The 14,903-nt window shown below is 64.2% G+C and carries 22 protein-coding genes; 4 read left to right on the top strand and 18 right to left on the bottom strand.

Going from position 1 to position 14,903, the window contains the following annotated elements:
* The first annotated feature begins 658 nt into the window (after positions 1-658).
* On the top strand, positions 659-850 hold the full coding sequence (locus H7I87_RS03110) for a hypothetical protein (RefSeq protein ID WP_139800097.1): 192 nt from the start codon (positions 659-661) through the stop codon (positions 848-850).
* Between the two features lie 83 nt (positions 851-933).
* Here H7I87_RS03110 and H7I87_RS03105 read toward each other — a convergent pair whose 3' ends face one another.
* The gene (locus tag H7I87_RS03105; protein WP_139800098.1) at positions 934-1,320 is read right to left on the bottom strand and encodes a hypothetical protein; all 387 of its coding nucleotides are present in this window, start codon (positions 1,318-1,320) and stop codon (positions 934-936) included.
* A 596-nt stretch (positions 1,321-1,916) separates the two neighbouring features.
* On the opposite strand from H7I87_RS03105, the gene H7I87_RS03100 reads away from it, so the two are divergent.
* The 3 genes from H7I87_RS03100 to H7I87_RS03090 all read left to right on the top strand — a co-directional run bounded on the left by H7I87_RS03100 (position 1,917) and on the right by H7I87_RS03090 (position 3,330).
* Complete coding sequence (locus H7I87_RS03100; protein ID WP_083071407.1) at positions 1,917-2,222, top strand: hypothetical protein; 306 nt, start codon at positions 1,917-1,919, stop codon at positions 2,220-2,222.
* Between the two features lie 493 nt (positions 2,223-2,715).
* The gene (locus tag H7I87_RS03095; RefSeq protein WP_139800099.1) at positions 2,716-3,009 is read left to right on the top strand and encodes a hypothetical protein; all 294 of its coding nucleotides are present in this window, start codon (positions 2,716-2,718) and stop codon (positions 3,007-3,009) included.
* Positions 3,010-3,174: 165 nt separating this feature from the next.
* Positions 3,175-3,330, top strand: coding sequence for a hypothetical protein (locus H7I87_RS03090; protein WP_167380287.1), 156 nt, complete (start codon positions 3,175-3,177; stop codon positions 3,328-3,330).
* A gap of 10 nt (positions 3,331-3,340) precedes the next feature.
* Here the strand turns inward: H7I87_RS03090 and H7I87_RS03085 are convergent, their stop codons facing one another.
* The 17 genes from H7I87_RS03085 to H7I87_RS03005 all read right to left on the bottom strand — a co-directional run bounded on the left by H7I87_RS03085 (position 3,341) and on the right by H7I87_RS03005 (position 14,609).
* Positions 3,341-3,898 carry a hypothetical protein gene (locus H7I87_RS03085; RefSeq protein ID WP_139800100.1) on the bottom strand — a complete coding sequence of 186 codons (558 nt, stop codon included), beginning with the start codon at positions 3,896-3,898 and terminating at the stop codon, positions 3,341-3,343.
* A 379-nt stretch (positions 3,899-4,277) separates the two neighbouring features.
* Entirely contained in the window at positions 4,278-4,571 is a 294-nt protein-coding gene (locus H7I87_RS03080; protein WP_139800101.1) for a hypothetical protein, read from the bottom strand.
* Between the two features lie 310 nt (positions 4,572-4,881).
* Complete coding sequence (locus H7I87_RS03075) at positions 4,882-5,943, bottom strand: hypothetical protein (RefSeq protein WP_083071410.1); 1,062 nt, start codon at positions 5,941-5,943, stop codon at positions 4,882-4,884.
* Entirely contained in the window at positions 5,940-6,644 is a 705-nt protein-coding gene (locus tag H7I87_RS03070) for an NUDIX domain-containing protein (protein WP_083071411.1), read from the bottom strand. The genes H7I87_RS03075 and H7I87_RS03070 overlap by 4 nt, the downstream gene beginning before the upstream one ends.
* Positions 6,644-8,224 (bottom strand): nicotinate phosphoribosyltransferase, encoded by a 1,581-nt coding sequence (locus tag H7I87_RS03065; protein WP_083071412.1) that lies wholly within the window; start codon positions 8,222-8,224, stop codon positions 6,644-6,646. The genes H7I87_RS03070 and H7I87_RS03065 overlap by 1 nt, the downstream gene beginning before the upstream one ends.
* On the bottom strand, positions 8,221-9,141 hold the full coding sequence (locus H7I87_RS03060; protein WP_083071413.1) for a phosphoribosyltransferase family protein: 921 nt from the start codon (positions 9,139-9,141) through the stop codon (positions 8,221-8,223). The genes H7I87_RS03065 and H7I87_RS03060 overlap by 4 nt, the downstream gene beginning before the upstream one ends.
* A gap of 482 nt (positions 9,142-9,623) precedes the next feature.
* Complete coding sequence (locus H7I87_RS03055; protein WP_158085018.1) at positions 9,624-9,794, bottom strand: hypothetical protein; 171 nt, start codon at positions 9,792-9,794, stop codon at positions 9,624-9,626.
* An 88-nt stretch (positions 9,795-9,882) separates the two neighbouring features.
* Positions 9,883-10,218, bottom strand: coding sequence for a hypothetical protein (locus tag H7I87_RS03050; RefSeq protein WP_139800102.1), 336 nt, complete (start codon positions 10,216-10,218; stop codon positions 9,883-9,885).
* 200 nt (positions 10,219-10,418) lie between these two features.
* The gene (locus H7I87_RS03045; RefSeq protein ID WP_139800103.1) at positions 10,419-10,649 is read right to left on the bottom strand and encodes a hypothetical protein; all 231 of its coding nucleotides are present in this window, start codon (positions 10,647-10,649) and stop codon (positions 10,419-10,421) included.
* Positions 10,642-11,052, bottom strand: coding sequence for a hypothetical protein (locus H7I87_RS03040; protein WP_083071415.1), 411 nt, complete (start codon positions 11,050-11,052; stop codon positions 10,642-10,644). Before H7I87_RS03040 ends, H7I87_RS03045 begins: the two co-directional genes overlap by 8 nt.
* A 28-nt stretch (positions 11,053-11,080) precedes the next feature.
* The gene (locus H7I87_RS03035; protein ID WP_167380288.1) at positions 11,081-11,242 is read right to left on the bottom strand and encodes a hypothetical protein; all 162 of its coding nucleotides are present in this window, start codon (positions 11,240-11,242) and stop codon (positions 11,081-11,083) included.
* Between the two features lie 393 nt (positions 11,243-11,635).
* Positions 11,636-12,298: a hypothetical protein gene (locus H7I87_RS03030; protein ID WP_244179117.1), complete on the bottom strand. Its 663-nt coding sequence runs from the start codon at positions 12,296-12,298 to the stop codon at positions 11,636-11,638.
* 5 nt (positions 12,299-12,303) lie between these two features.
* The gene (locus H7I87_RS03025; protein ID WP_083071416.1) at positions 12,304-12,564 is read right to left on the bottom strand and encodes a hypothetical protein; all 261 of its coding nucleotides are present in this window, start codon (positions 12,562-12,564) and stop codon (positions 12,304-12,306) included.
* A 204-nt stretch (positions 12,565-12,768) separates the two neighbouring features.
* Positions 12,769-13,071, bottom strand: a complete 303-nt coding sequence (locus tag H7I87_RS03020) for a hypothetical protein (RefSeq protein WP_083071417.1) — start codon at positions 13,069-13,071, stop codon at positions 12,769-12,771.
* Positions 13,072-13,374: 303 nt separating this feature from the next.
* Complete coding sequence (locus tag H7I87_RS03015; RefSeq protein ID WP_158085000.1) at positions 13,375-13,521, bottom strand: hypothetical protein; 147 nt, start codon at positions 13,519-13,521, stop codon at positions 13,375-13,377.
* Between the two features lie 144 nt (positions 13,522-13,665).
* A complete protein-coding gene (locus H7I87_RS03010; protein ID WP_139800104.1) occupies positions 13,666-14,217 on the bottom strand; it encodes a hypothetical protein in 552 nt (183 codons plus the stop codon).
* Entirely contained in the window at positions 14,214-14,609 is a 396-nt protein-coding gene (locus H7I87_RS03005; RefSeq protein WP_083187742.1) for a hypothetical protein, read from the bottom strand. Before H7I87_RS03005 ends, H7I87_RS03010 begins: the two co-directional genes overlap by 4 nt.
* Positions 14,610-14,903: the final 294 nt, after the last annotated feature.

The raw sequence follows: 14,903 nt of genomic DNA, 5'->3' as shown, positions 1-14,903 counted from the left end.
CCCCCCCCCCGCGGCTTCGCCGCAGCGGAGACCGCCGGCGCAAGCGCCGACGACGCACGCCGGCCTCCGGCCGGCTACCACCGTTGCGGGTCAATTGTGTTGTGCGCGTTGTGTTTTCGATGTGGTGAGTGGTTGCGGTCTCGGCTTCGCCGTGACCGGGTTATGTGGCTGTGTGTTGTTGTGTTGCTTGGGGTTTCGTGTGGCTCATTCGTCGGCTTCGCCTCCTTGTCGAATATTGTTGCGTTATCGGTTGTTTCATGTCAGCTCGCGGCTTCGCCGCTTACTCCATTGTATCCCAATGCTTTTCGTACTATCAGCGCATTTCGACTATGGCGCATGGTCTTTCCTCTTTTCCGGCGCGGCACTACGGGACAGCTGACGCTGCCCCTCATACTTTCCACGCTTGCCGGCCCTCCCCTACCCCGGCCCTTTGCCGCCACCGGCCCCACCACAACCCACGCTCAGCGCGTGTCGCTACACCAACCCCCAACAGCCCAGCTGCCACCCTTTAAAACCAGGGCCACAACCAAGCGCCGGGGCGCGCTCACGCTACACACCCCGTCGCAGGTTCGACTCCTGCGACGGGGTCACTGCGACGGGCACGCCTCCAACAATCCCGTTGGGCCACAAAGTGATTGGAGTGCAACAATGAAACAAATTGATTGACGTCACCATTCGGACAACCGAGATCAACACTTACCGCGTCGAGGTTGACGATGACTTTGACGTCGAGAGCGCATGGGAACTCGAAGGTATCGAAGAATGGCCGCAGGTCGACAGCGATGTTAAGGACTGGTCGGTAATCGGTGCCCAAGAGGTCAAAACATCAGCGCCGAACCCGCGTAACTAGGCACACAGGAGGTCGAAACCTCCGGGCGCACATCAGGATCAGCCGCGAGTTCGCCCGCCGAGATACAGCGGGCCAGCCCACGTTCATGCCTGTGCAGCCGAACCCGCGGACGACGCTGCAGCGCGAATCAGCTCGGCGACCTTCGCTGCGCCGAAGCAGCGGATTTTGGTCACCTGGTCACCGGTGCGGATGGCGATGATCTTGGTGACGAAGCCCGGTAGCAGTTCGACCGAATCGATCGAGCGGAGGTCGACGATGATGTCCAGCTGTCCCGATTGGATCGAGCGGTTGATGGCGTTGGCGTGGAACTGAACATCGGCAGTTGTAACGGTGACCCGGCCACCGACCCACAGTCCACCGTAGCGGCGGCGGTAACGGCCCAGGACTCGTCCAGCGGCCGACGTCATCGGTACGCCGACGTCGACGTTAGCGATCAGCGCGTTGGCAACACGGGAGATGATCACCGTCACCGATTGCCTACCATCATCATTTCGTCTCACTTTCACTTGGACCCGTAGGTGGCGCCCGGTGTGCGCTGGCCTCGCCGCTTACGGGCCTTCTGCCGGTGGTCAAGAAGGAACGCCAGCAGCCTCTTTACCAGTTTTCAGCGCGACAATACTGGGCAGCTGACGCTGCCCCTCATACTTTCAACGCTTGGCCAGGTCTACCCTCCCCCACCCATTTGCCCCAAGCGTGCCCGCTCGCTCGGTCTGAGGGAACACAATCACCGCGATCGGCCGACTGGCCGGCAACCGATATTGATCCGGGCGCGTGTGCTCAACTCGGTGTACCTCTCAGCCAACACCTGAGACCTGCGACGGGGCGCACGCACCGGCATCATGCGCCTCGAGCTCGCCGGACCGACAGGCCGGCCCTGCCTCTTCCACGCCCCACGCGCACCAGCGCTGCCGTAGGCCCCCCGCGTGTGTCGCTCCACTATTCAGCACGTGCCGGGATGCCACCCTTACACCAGGGCCACAGCGCGCTACCGGCCGATGATGCGCCCTGCTGACCCGCCGGCGGCCTTAGCAGTCGAGGGTAACCATACATTTGCGAGGGGGAAACATTGAGAGTCGAACTGTTCCACGACCGCAGCCCCGACTACGAATGCGGCATGCAACTGTTCATCGACGGCGCCCAGGTCACGTTCACCGAATACAGCATCGACCCCGGCGCCGGCCATTACTGGCACGACTGGATCGCCTCCCGCGCCTACGACATCGTCCACGCCAGTCCCGCAGTAGCCGCGCTCATCCGCCAGGAAGCGTTACTCGACAGCCCCTACATCGACGGCATGCCCCACGACATGACTCAGCGCGAGCGAGACCTCGCCGACGCCATCGAACATCAGCGCGCACAGACCTGCCCGTGAGTTCGATGAGCACCCACAATGGCCTGTTACGCGCCGGGCCGGACAACACACGGGCGGAGGTAAAACCAAATGAGAGCTGACGAGGTTGCCTGCGATGACGTGGTCGTGGACTGCGAGGGTGCAGTCTGGGTGCACGGGCACGACCGTCGCGGCTGGCGATACTTCGCCGTCACAGGCGAAGCGCAGCCCGCGCTGAGTTTCGATGAATTCACCACATTGCCCGCCAACTACGAGCCATACACAGTGCTCGACACAGCGGCATCACACGCTATTCGGCGCTCACTGAGCCACTTGGACGACTAGGAAGTGGACCGTAATTGATTGTGGGTCTTGAGATTCCAGAGTCCGGCAATGATTTCCGAGCTGTGGTTGATGGCCGGTCCGCGCCGTCCGCATTGCCGCAGGATCTTGCGCCACCCTCATCGCCGGCAACGGCGACCGCTGCTAAACCGCGCCAGGCACAACAGAAGACGAAACAAGGAACAAAGCAACAATGACGACACAGCAAGCCACTGCCCAACAGGCCGAACAGGTAGCCGACGCGCTCATGGAGGCATTCAACGCGCAGCGGTTCGGATTCGAGCGGCCCACGGTCAAAGTTGACGATTGGGAACAGGGCCGCACCGTGTTGATCTGGACCGACGGACCCTACGGCTGGAGCTATACCTTCCCATTCGGCGGTTATGTCGGCAACTACAACGTCCCGAGCGTCCAACTGCCCACCGGCGTATGGACCGAAGCGTACAACGACTCCGTCATGTCGGTTTGGTACGACGACGACCATTGAACCACAGGCAAATCCACGACGAGGCCATGTAGTGCGTGGAGCTATCCGATGGAGCACAGACGCAACACTCGTCAGCGTCACCGGTCGCCGCCCGCCACCTAGTCGCCCCCAACCGGGGCGGCCGCGGTCACCAAACCAATCGCAAACAGGACAGGACACCAAATCATGGCACAACCCGATCCCAACCGTGTCATCGAATTCCTACACGCCTACGGGCAAGCAAAATTCGGCGACGAATGGTGGCCCGGAACCGCCGACGCACACATGACCGAAGGCCAACTAGCCCAATTCGACGACGTCTGGCCATACCTCAAAGCCTGACGCCGCCTGCCTATCGCGTACCGCACCGATTGCCCGTGTTGTGGTTGGGCAGGCCGGGGGCCGGACGAGGACCGGGGAAAACCACGCAGTACGGCCCCGGGGGAGGCTGGCGGATGAGCGCTACGCCTCCCCCGGGGAGCGGTTGACCACGCGAGATCAAGCCCGCGACACTGGTCGGTGCAGCAACCTCGGGATGATTCAACCCGTTGAGTGCACCGAGGGTATTCGGGCCAAACCTGCCGCTGTCACGACGGTAATCGACCACGTTGAGCCGGTTACCGGATGGCCGAAACGCAACCGACCCCACGCACTCCCCCCGCTCATCGTAAGCGTGAATCGCAGTCTCGGAGCACAGGCCGAAAGGACCGAGCACCCGCAGCCGGTACTGCGGAAAATGCGGACGCAGCAGCGCCGCAACCTGCTCAACCATCACCGTCGGCGCCAGGTGCTTGTAGCAGCGCTCAACGCTGCGCTCAGCCACCTCACGCCGCCGGCGGGCCCGCTGCAATCGCTGCTCCCACTTGTCGTATTCGGCGTAAATCTCCGCCAGGCTGGCCAGCGTTTTCATACCTCTCACCGCCCCTTCCCGGGCTCACGCCCCGGCTACCCGCCGGAGCTCATCGGCGCCGAGCTACGCGCCCGACACATCAGAGGATATCGTCACACACCGACATCGCCAGGCGACGGGTACTGCGTGCACACTCACCGCCAAACCAGCCGGTGCGACCCGAACCTGCTGCGGTACACACGAATTCACCTGTTCACCATCCAAACCAATCAGCCGACCACCACCCGGCCACTGCGGGGCACCTGCTCATCAAGTTGCTGACGCGCCAGCGACAGACATCGACGTCGCGCCCATGACTCTCGCCTCGCCTGCCGGCGCGGCTTGCCCGTGACACAGCCGCGCCGGCAGGCGATCACGCGATGACCTATGTGCCTAAACCTCAAACATGGAACGCGATCTCGTAGCCGACTGGGATCATCGCGAGATACGCCGCCATCCCGATCGGGATGCCGATCAGCGGCGTTCGGCGGAAACGCGCGCAGACCGCGGCGCCCACAATGGCCGCGGCTAGGCCGGCGCCCAGACACATCCACGGAATCATGACGAGCAGGTTCTGACCGGACGCCGAAAGCGTGCACACCCTGTCGGTGCTGCCGTCATCATGGCAGTTGTCAGTGGCCATGGCCAGCGGCAACATCAGCACGACGGCCACCCCGAGACCCACCAGCGCCAAGCCCGCGAGCACACCGACGAACCATGCCCAGTGCGTCCCGTGCCGCCGAGGATTCGGGTCATCGACTCTTCCGCGGTGCGGGTTGAGGTAATCGGGGCGGTCATTGCGCTCAGCGTTAGCATCCAAGGCGCCACCGCGTGGGCGATAACGGTGCAAAGATACGATCGGATTTCCCGCGCCGCACAATCAGCGCGATGGCGCACACACTGCGCGGACCGATGAGCTGTCCTCGACTCGTTGGCGGTTGCGGTGCCGGCGGCGCCTCCAGCTCACTGATCATTGTGCAACCCTAAAACCTGGGCGACGGATGTCATGGCGGCGTTACGTGGTGCGGAAAGCAGACCGCGGCCACCGCGTTGTCTTCGTCGACGAGGGCCTGCATGGTGGTTCCAAAGGCCTTCTGCTGATCTCGGTGGTCGGCTGGTGTCGTGGCATGGGCGTCGCGGGCCTGCACGACTTGTGCGACCGCTTGATCGGATAGGTCGGCGATGCGGTGCAGACGCGGTGCGATACGAGGCTCCGACACGTTAGCGGCGTAATTCCGCAATTGTTGTGACCAGGCCCGATAGGCGGCGATGTCCGGCTCGCTTCGGGTGATGTTTTGCGGATCCGCCAGCTGCCGTTTGTCGTAGATCAGTTTCACCGCAGCATGCACGATGCGGCAATCCGGGCTTGTTCGATCCACGACATGGATCAGCGCCATGAACGCCGCCACCGGGATCGCGACCGCCGCCACGAGCTGCCAGTACCGGCGCGCCGGCACTACTGCGATCCCAGCCTCGTGATCGTAAGGCGAAGCAATCGCCGCCGAGTCGGCCGCGGCGCGCAGCACCTCGAGGTTCTCCCGTGTGCGCCGCCGCCGGCGCGCCCTAGTCATCGACTGAATCACCGATAGGAAGGCGACACCGATGAGCATCCCGCCCAGGAGGGGAACAGATGCGAGGAACTCCACCACCGCGGCCACGATGACCACAACCGGTATCCACCACTGAGCCGCACGCTGCGCGCGGGATGTCCCCCGCTGGTAGGCCTGCGCCAGGGTGCCAGTCCGGATGGCTGCAGCCAGCACGTCCGGATCGGCGGGCACCACACCGGTGCGCAACGCCTCGAGCGCTGCCAGGCTCTCCTGGCGGTCAAGTCCTTGCAGCGCATCGAGATAGCGCTGGCGGATCGGCCGCTGGATATATGTGGTGGCCACGGAGGTGATCGCGCACAACGCGATAACGGCCAGCCCAGCCCACAACCACCCGATCTGGTACACGAACATCGGAAATATCCAGACGACCACGGCACCGACAAGGACCGCCGATGCCGCGGTGCGCACCAGCCAGCGCACCCACAGCGACGACAGAAAAAACCGATCGGAGATCACGCGCGGGCCGTGGCTCTGGCGGCGCGGCGCGTCTTGGTTTTGCTTTTCGTGAAGACGAGAGCTGGTCTGCCAGGACCGGTTTCGCGTTTGCGGCTGTGGTCCGGGTCCACCTCATACATGCCGCAACGGCGAAGCCGCGAGCCGATCGTGCTCTCGCTGGCGCTCGGGTCGCACCCCCGGGCGAGCGCCATGACGTCGGTGAAGGTGGTGGCCTCCCCGAGTAGTGCGTAGGTCAGGGCGGGGTCGGTGAACAGCCCGGTGCTGATCTTGTCCAGCGCCGTGCGGACCATCGCGGAATGCCCGAAGGGCATGTCGTTGGGAAGGTCGTCGATGGGCACGGTGCCCGGGGTGCCGGCGGGGATCCGGACTCCGACGACGATGGAGACGGTGTGTCCCCGTTCGTCGCGGCCGGGGTCACTGACCACATCGAGGACGGCTACACCGCCGACAGCCTCGACGCCGGCCTTTTCTCGGATGATGCGTCGCGCGGCCTGTTCGACCGTCTCCTGGTTCCAGGCGGCCAGCAGCCCTCCGGGCAGTGTGGTCGCACCCCGGTGGGGCTGGGTTTTGCGGGTGATGAGCGCGACGCGGACGGTGTCGACGTCTTCGGTCAGGGCCACCACGTCCACCGATAGCCAGGTCCCGTGGATGGAGTGCTCCCCGTCTTTGTAGGCGAGGTTGGTTTCCCGTAGCGATGTCATCACACCTCCTTGGCAGACATCGAGCGCTTGGTGCGGCGCAGATACAGCCCGGTCTCGTAGCGCAAGCGGTCACGCACGTCGGCAAATGAGCTCTGCCGCAGCAGTTTTCCGTCCTCGTACACCAGCTGCAGTTCTTGGTTGGCTTCCTGGTCGGCGTCCGCGTGCTCAATCAGGTACGGCCGGCTGTCCATCATGCGGCGCACAGCCAGCCGACCGGTCGCGGATTTCTTTGTCCCGTCGTCGGTAACAGGATCCTTTAAGATGTCGTAGCCCTGGCCGTTAACCTCAACCCACGTCGCCTTCATCGCCATCTTGAACGTGTCGCGGGTCTGGTACTGGTAGGTGTAGCTGCCGTAGCCGAACACCACTGCGGTGGAGGCGAACCCCTGCCGCATCAGGTTCGCGGTGATCGCGTCGGCGCGTTCGTAGGTGATCGAGTCACCATAGATAGCGCCCACGTGCGGATCGAGGTCCCGATATCCCTTGTCATTGAGCACCGTTCCGAACTCATCGGCCAGCAGGCCCACCACACCCCGGCGCGCCGGGCTGCCGGGCGGGGCGTCGGGGTCCCCGCACAGGATCAGCTCGGGGTCACCGCTGTCCGGCCGGATGACCAGCTTGCCTTCCCGCGCCAGGATCATGTCCTTGAGACGGGGCAAAAAATCGGTGAACACCCGCCACAGATCCCAGGTATCGGAGACGATCGACAGGATGCCGGCCGGGTAGAGCGCCAGCAGCCGCCGAAACGTCTCCAGCTCGGTGTCGCGGCCGCCGGCGCACATCACGCTGTGCTCGGTGGCCGCGCACGAAGCCGCCACGATCCCGTTGTCGCCCGGGTAGTAGCGATCGATGAACTGCACCGCCGGCAAGGTGTCGGTGCCGCGGAAGCTGAGCAGGTGACCGGCCCCGCTGGCCGCAGCGGCGTGCATTCCCGCCATACCGCGGCAGGAGAAGTCGTGGCCCTGATAGTCGACGGCGGCGGGGTCACCAGACTTCTCGGCGCGCTCGTCGAGCAGCACCCGGTTGCGCCAGGCGATTGTGGCGCTGGTGATCGGCTGCCACAGCTCGGCGCACAGCTCGGTCTCCAGGTAGTTGGTCAGCCAGCATACCTGGGGGTCGATGTTTTCGATCGTGAAGTACGGGACCCGTAGCGGGACCAGGGCGCCTTCGCGGAATGCTTTGACGCGCAACGGAAGGTGCCCGATTTCATGCAGGACGCGGAAGTGGTCGGTGCCGACGTCACCCGTTCCCAGCAGTGCTGTGACTACGCTGTCGTACTTCGCGAGCGCCTGGTCCAGGGTTGCGTCGTCGAGGCCGAAGAACTCATCCCAGCGCTGCGTGAGCCGGGTCAGGAAGGCTTGCAGGCCGAAGAAGACCGTCACATCCACCCCGGGAATGCGGCTGCCCCGGGCGGTCAGGTTGGAGAACACCACCTCAGTGCCCGGCGGGTATTGCCGGCGGTGATCGAGTTTGTAGGCGTCGGTGGCCAGCAGGGTGTCCACCACGCGATCCACAACCGCGTCGGCCACGGCAGCATCCCTTCCGGGTCGGTGCTCGGTGGACGTCGTCGGGGCGCTCATCGCTGCTCCCCCGCCCCCGCTAACTCACCCAGCTGCACCGCGGCGGTGATCCACGGCCGCAGGGCCGTCACCTGGATCTGGCTGTCCGCCAAACCGGCGGCCACCGCGGAGCTCAGCGAATCGGTGGTGTAGATGCGCCGGTAACGCGCGCGGGCCGCGGCGGAGAAGTCCGGCTTGGTGAACCCGCCGTGGGTCACCCACAAGTCGAGCACCACCCCGTCCGGCACGGCGCCAGCGAGCAGTGCGAACGTGCCGCCACCGTCGAAGATGTCGTCAACCACCAGATAGGCGCCCGGCGCCAGGTCGGCGTCCAGCGTGTAGTCGGTCAGCCGCCCGGTCTGCGGGTCACGGTTCTTACTGGCCACATAGACCGGCACGCCCAGCAGCGCGGCCGCCTCGCCGGCCCGCGCCACCGCGCCCTTGTCGGGGCTGATCACCCCCAGGTGCCCCGACGCGCCTGCGTCGGCTGTCAGCGCACGGTGCACGATGTCGCCGAGCGGCAGCAGGTGCTGGCGAATCGCTGGGTTGGTGGCCCGCAGCGCGGCCAGCCAGACACCGCTGTGCGGGTCGATGGTGACGATGTCGGTGATGCCGGACCCGGCGGCCAACGTGGCGTTGACCAGCGCTGGATTGGGAACATCCTTGTCGCCCCGTGCGCTGGGCAGGTAGGCAAGGGCCAACACCCGGGGTTGTCCGGGAAACAGATGCTCTACAAGTGCGGCCCATTGCTGGACGAGTGTCCAGTCAACAGCGGTGCGGTGAACCGCCATCATCTGGATGGTTCCCTGGACAAGATCGGTATCCGGGATGCGACGCACGGTGATGTCCCCCATCGGGTAGGAGAACACCTCCAACGTCTGGGCCTCGAACAACCCGCCGTGGCCGAGTACGTGGAATTGGTATCCGGGATTGGTCATGCCGACACAGTACAGGGTATTTCTCGCAAATCAAAAACAATTCTTCGTACGGCGCGCCGCGGCCGACGTTCACCGCGCCCGCGCCACTGATGCCGTCCGCCCCCTTGAGGCCACTCAGCAGCCGACCACCCGCGTACTAACCGCCGCCGCCGACAAGGCACCATCCGGGGCGTCCAGCAGCTTCATCAGCCAACTGCCCCGGTCGGTGCCGGATTACCGGGACACAAGGTACGCGGCGGCGAAGAGGACCAGGGACGAAACCACCCTTTTACCGATGCTGGGTATTCATCCGGCAGCTCCACTCCCGGTGCGCACAGCAGACCACCCATCCGGCACCGCGAACCACGTGGGCTCTGCATATGTGAACTCCGCCAACGCATCTGCGACACAGCCGGCCTCGACAGCGTCGACCAGATCCCCGTCCTCGTCATAGACCCACCAATACATCCATCCCCCTACTTGGTCACCCGGCACACGAATGATCACTCAGGCTCGAGCTCACTGATCTTTGAGTGCCAGTCGCGTCCGACGATGCGCCCACGCTGTTCATCGTCGTAACGAATGTGGGCGAGTCCCTCATCGGTGTACACCTGCAGAACGGTTCCGGCGAATCCGTAGATATTGCGGATGCGGTCGCCAGGCTTGATATCCATGCTGACTCTCCGTGTGTCGGTTGCAATTTGAGCCGGTAACGTCGTAGAGCCAGCGCTCCGACACCCGGACGCCGGCTCGAGCGCGCGTTTAGTTGTCGTATGCGTGCTGCATTTCATAGCCGTCAATGTCGCTGATCTCGTCGTCATAGTTCGACGGGTTGCCCCGCCAATCATCGCGTAGCCGCTGGCCGAATGCGTTGTAGCGCGCGCCGCAGCCGTCACAGTCGGTGTCATATCCACCATGGGAGACCACAGTGCAACCGCAGTCACCACACGGCCAAGACCGCTTGCGGTGAACCTCGGCGGAAATATCGTTGTCACGCAGTTCATCACACAGCTTGTAGGCTGCGCCCTGATCGGTTGTGGACAGGCGCATTTCGCCCATGCCATCCCAAACCTCGAACGTCGTGGCAATGTCAGTCAATCTCCTGTGTCGGTGATGATTAGACGGTTACGCCGATCGCGGTCATTGCGGCGCGCTTTGTGACCAACCGTCGTTGAATTCGTACACGCCGTTGCGCTCGCAGTACCCAGCTGCGAATTTCTTCGCTCCAAAGCGAGCCCCTTAGTTTTGCGGCGGTCAGCCCGCTGCGCAGCCGGGACGAGCGGCTTGCCGACATCTGGTCACTCCACACAATGCCTGTCGTCGCCGCTGTGCGGCGAGACATGCTCTTGGACAGCGTTATTCACTCCATCGCGCCAGCGCTGCCGCGTTTGGGCGCAGGCCTCGCAGTGCACCCCCTGGACCACAAAATCAAAGTTTGCAAATACAAAGGCCGGCGCTTGCGGTTCATGCCCCTTCTCCCGCAACTGCTCGAATCGAACCCAATGCGGGGCGGTCAGGCTGTCAGCCATCTTGGCTGTTCCCGCACATTTGGTCTGCATTCCCTGCGCCGGGGGTCGCGGGGTCAATGCGGATGCGGATGAACCAACCGTTCAGCAGGGGAAGATCACGGCGTGCTACGAACGCATTGTGCATATATTCGCTGGCGTATGCCCAGGAGTCGCTGACAATTTCGTCGCCGTATACGGCGGCCGCCTCGGCCCGCTCCGCTGTTCCCAACGGGAGCCACTTTGCGCGTTCTCGCCCGTCGAGGCCCTCGCTCTCGCGCGAGGCAATTAGGGTGGCGAGCTGATCGATCAGCCCGCCGGGCGGTGCCTTCGCGTCGGCGTCGGTGAACGCGCCGCCCGCTGCAACGGACCCATCGGGTGCTACAAGCTCATAGCGCATGCCGTTACTTTCTTTGGCGGGCAGCATAATTCGGTTCCTTCCGTCACCGCTGTCGCTAATCAGCGACGACGGCGAGCGTGCGCAACAGTTGCTGGTAAGCGTCCCCGCCGTCTGCAATGGCAAGGTTGACGATCGCCCATATGTCCTCAGTCATGGCGGGCACATGGTCGGTCTCGGTGTAGTCGCCACCGCGGTAGATGACTCGATAGGTACTCAACGCATCCTCTTCAATTCATCTCGCTCGGGCTGGATAGTTCTTCCAAATCTCAGCGCCCATCGAGGTTTTTCCGGCTCTTCAGCGGAGCGCTTCGCTGAGGTCGCGCCTAAGCACCCGTTTGCCATGTGCCCTGCCGCACGAGCAAGCGGCGATGCAGCCGGCCCACACGATTTGTCCACCGACGATCACTGGCCGAAACCACGGAATCGCCGACCGCAGCAATTGCAGAACGGACCATCAACGCTTACCCCCTCCCCTGAACTGAACGTAGCCGAGCACGCGGGCCCGCCGCGGCTGCAACACGACGCAACCCGTCGTTAGTTCGGCGGCCCATCGTGGACGAGCGCTGCCGGCGGCGCCGTCGTCGCCGCCGGCTTTCGCCGCGACCTATGTTTAACGGGGTGGCCAGTCCTCTGGGGCGTCATCGATGTACTGGTCGCCGGGCGGATCGTCGTAGGCTGCGGCAATGCGTGCTGCGGCCGCAGGCGAGGCAGCTGCCACCGCACGGTCGCGGGCATCGATCCAGTCGCTGTACGTGTAGCCGCGCCCAGCGTCGATCTGGTATTCGTCGTACTCTGCCCCGAATACCAGCTCGCGGCCATCCATGAACAATGTGCAGTCGGTGTCGCCGTCTGGGTCGCGGACGATCACCAACTCAAGCTGCGGGCGCGCCCGCTTGTCACCTTCCGTTCCGGGGTGGAAGGATCCGATCATCTCTGTCGCGGTCCGCCATGTATCCAAGGGAACGTCGTAGATGTGCAGCGCGCCGCGGTGACTCGACTGCCAGTACCACACCGAAAAGAACGTCATGTCGATCTCGGACACGACTTCTTCGTTTCCGCTCCACCCACCAGTCGCCAGCCGAACCCGCATCACCGGATGCCCGTCCTCGTTGACCGCTTCTGCCACGTCGATCAACGACGGCGTCCACCACAGTCTGCGGATCATGTCGACGAATCCGGCTGGGCTGCCGGTAAACCCGCGTAGTTGGGCGATCCCCCATTCGGTCGGATACCCGTGCTCGTCGACGAATTCACCGCTGCGCTCATTGCCCATGTCGATCACGCCCCGATCACGTAATCGACGTACAGGTCGTGGGCGTGATCTTCAGCAGCCTCGACGGTGACCTGGGCCGCCCGCTCCGATTCCAGCCACGCGATCTGCCCCTGAAGCTCATAGACGTCAAGCTTCAACGCCTGCCGGTGCGCCCAGTTGTACGCCAACGGAAGCTCAACCTCGGTGCGCGCCAACAGATACCGCGCCTGCTCCAACGTCAGATCCTCGACAAAAACCGGAACGTCGTCCTCGATATAGAAGAACATCAACCTCGCCCCTTCCCGGGCTCACGTCCCGGCTACCGGCCAGGACTCTGTTCAATGGTTGCCGCTCAAACATTCCCGTTCAAACCGACACCCTCATACTATGACCGCCCACCGACAAAAATCGTCGGGATGGATTAGCGGATGGGGTAGACGATCCGCCCGCCGGGTAGCCCGTCGACGGCCGGGCGCCGCGGTGGACAGGCGTTAGTCGTTCGGTGTTTCGGGATAGTCGATCACCTCGGCGCCGGCGCCGGATTCGGTAGACTGCGCTACCGCGCCGCCATGTCTCTGTCCACCGAGGTCTTGATGGTGGTAGTAGCGGGCCTCCGCATCATGGCGGCTAGGGTGGGCCGGCTGCGATGTCCCGAAGGCGTAGGCGGCGACGTAAGCCAGCAACGGCACCTCGTATAACGGGATGCAGACCGCGACCAACAGTACCGCCTGCAGATATTGGCGGCGCACGATCGGAAAGCGGCGCCGGCCGTCGTCAATACCGAACATGGCCATCACGACAACGATGGGGCCGCCGACTGCGAGGGTTTGCCAGCTGTAGCCTGCGACGACGATGCAGAGCGAGGCGAATGCCGGATGGGCCGTGGAAAAGTCGGCGTCGGCGCTGGCCGGCCTTCCCGACGATCCGAAGCGTGCAGGGCGATGACCCGCCCGCCGATTTTGAAATACGGCGTGAAGCGAATCGCAGCTATCGCCCCCAGGAACGCGAAGACAACAAAAGCCGCTACCGCGGTCGACCACCCGCGGTTCAGCAGCGCAAGGGCGGCCAGAGTGCAGCCGCCCAGCCACCCCGACCAGTTAGGCACGCCGCTTCACCGCCAGGTCGTGGATGAAGAAGTCCGCGATGAAAAACGCGGCCCACACCGCGAACGCGCAGAACATTAGCGCCGTCGACCAGGCCGGCGGTGTCACCCGGGTCGCGGCGGCAGCGAACACGATCACCATAGGGATACCCGTATGCCGGTTGCCGCGGAATAGATCCGACCGACGGCGCCGAACCGCCCGAGCGGACCCCGCGCCACCATGTACTAAGGCTAAACGGTGCAGGGGTGCGGGGCGCCGCCCCGCCGGGCGGGGCGGCGCCAACGGTCAGCTCACGGCGGGTGCGCGGGCTACTGCGTTGAACCGGTCGCGGTCGGCGAGCTCGGTGTTGACCAGAGCCGTGGCGGTGTCGATAACCCAAGCCAGCGTCTCCCGCGCGCTGGTGGCCGGTTCGGGAGCGAACACCCGGTGCGGTTTGGACACATATGTCGACACCAGCAGCGACACCGCCGGGCTGCAGCCGGCCGGCTGTAGCCACAGCACGACTTCTACGCCGTCGACGACCCCGTCGCCGCCGTGGGCCGGTTCGATATCGAGACTGATCCAGTCGACACCCACACCTGGCCGCAAACCGGCAACCGTGAGCCACGGCACCGGAGTCGGGTCGGTGTGGAAAACCTGGTTGGCCAGCGCATGCAAGGTGTGCTCGATCTCGAAAGGGTGCGACAGGTCGGCAACCAGCTCCGTGATGGCTTGGATGTCGCCGTCGTCCGCCCACCAGCGCTCGAACGCTGGCCCGTCCCGCCGCACCTGCAACGGCACCCATCCACGCTCGCCGTGACCAGCGGCAGTGGTGTCGTTGTTCGACGCCGCGCTCATGTCCACCGCTCCCTCTGTGGCGCGAGCGGGCGCTCGGGGTCGAGGTGCCACACGTAATCGCCTGATTCCTCACGCAGCCGTCCGTCAACGACGCGGAAGCCGAACAGGGCGCCGTCCTCGCCGTCAAACCGGACATATGACCCGTCAGTGGCGAATCTGCCCAGAATCTCTAGTAATTGATCCGTGCCCGACAAATACTTCTCGCGGTGGTGGCCGAGGCTGAACCCCTGATCCGGGTCTTCTTCGCAGTCCTCGAAACAGGTGATGTCCTCGACTGCATCTGCCAGGCTCGCATAGCCGCCGAAATCGGCCTCGACCGCTGCCAGCGCGGCGGGGACCTGGTCGGCTGGGATCGTGAAGTCGACATCAACCGTGTACGCATCGTATCCCATCACCGCTCCCCTTTCACCGAATCCCTGTGCGCCACTTGCGTGTTGCCGCCCGCCGCCACACGGGAGTAGGAGCCGGGCCGCCCACTTCTTGGCTGGCGCGATCTTGGGTTCACCGGGTCGGCGATACTCGCCGGCGTGAAATGTTGACTCATCGATACTTTGCCCCTTCCTGGGCTCGTGTCCCGGCTACCGGCCGGGACTTTCTTTGTTGTTGTCGGCGATTTCTCGCCGACGCCAACACTTTAACTCTCGCCGCCGACACAACTCGGCGCGCGCTGCGCCGGTTTAGAAGGG

Source organism: Mycobacterium timonense (assembly GCF_025821985.1).
Classification (GTDB): domain Bacteria; phylum Actinomycetota; class Actinomycetes; order Mycobacteriales; family Mycobacteriaceae; genus Mycobacterium; species Mycobacterium avium.
The sequence above is the reverse complement of the archived record's forward strand: the minus strand, read 5'-3'. Positions and strand labels throughout refer to the sequence as shown.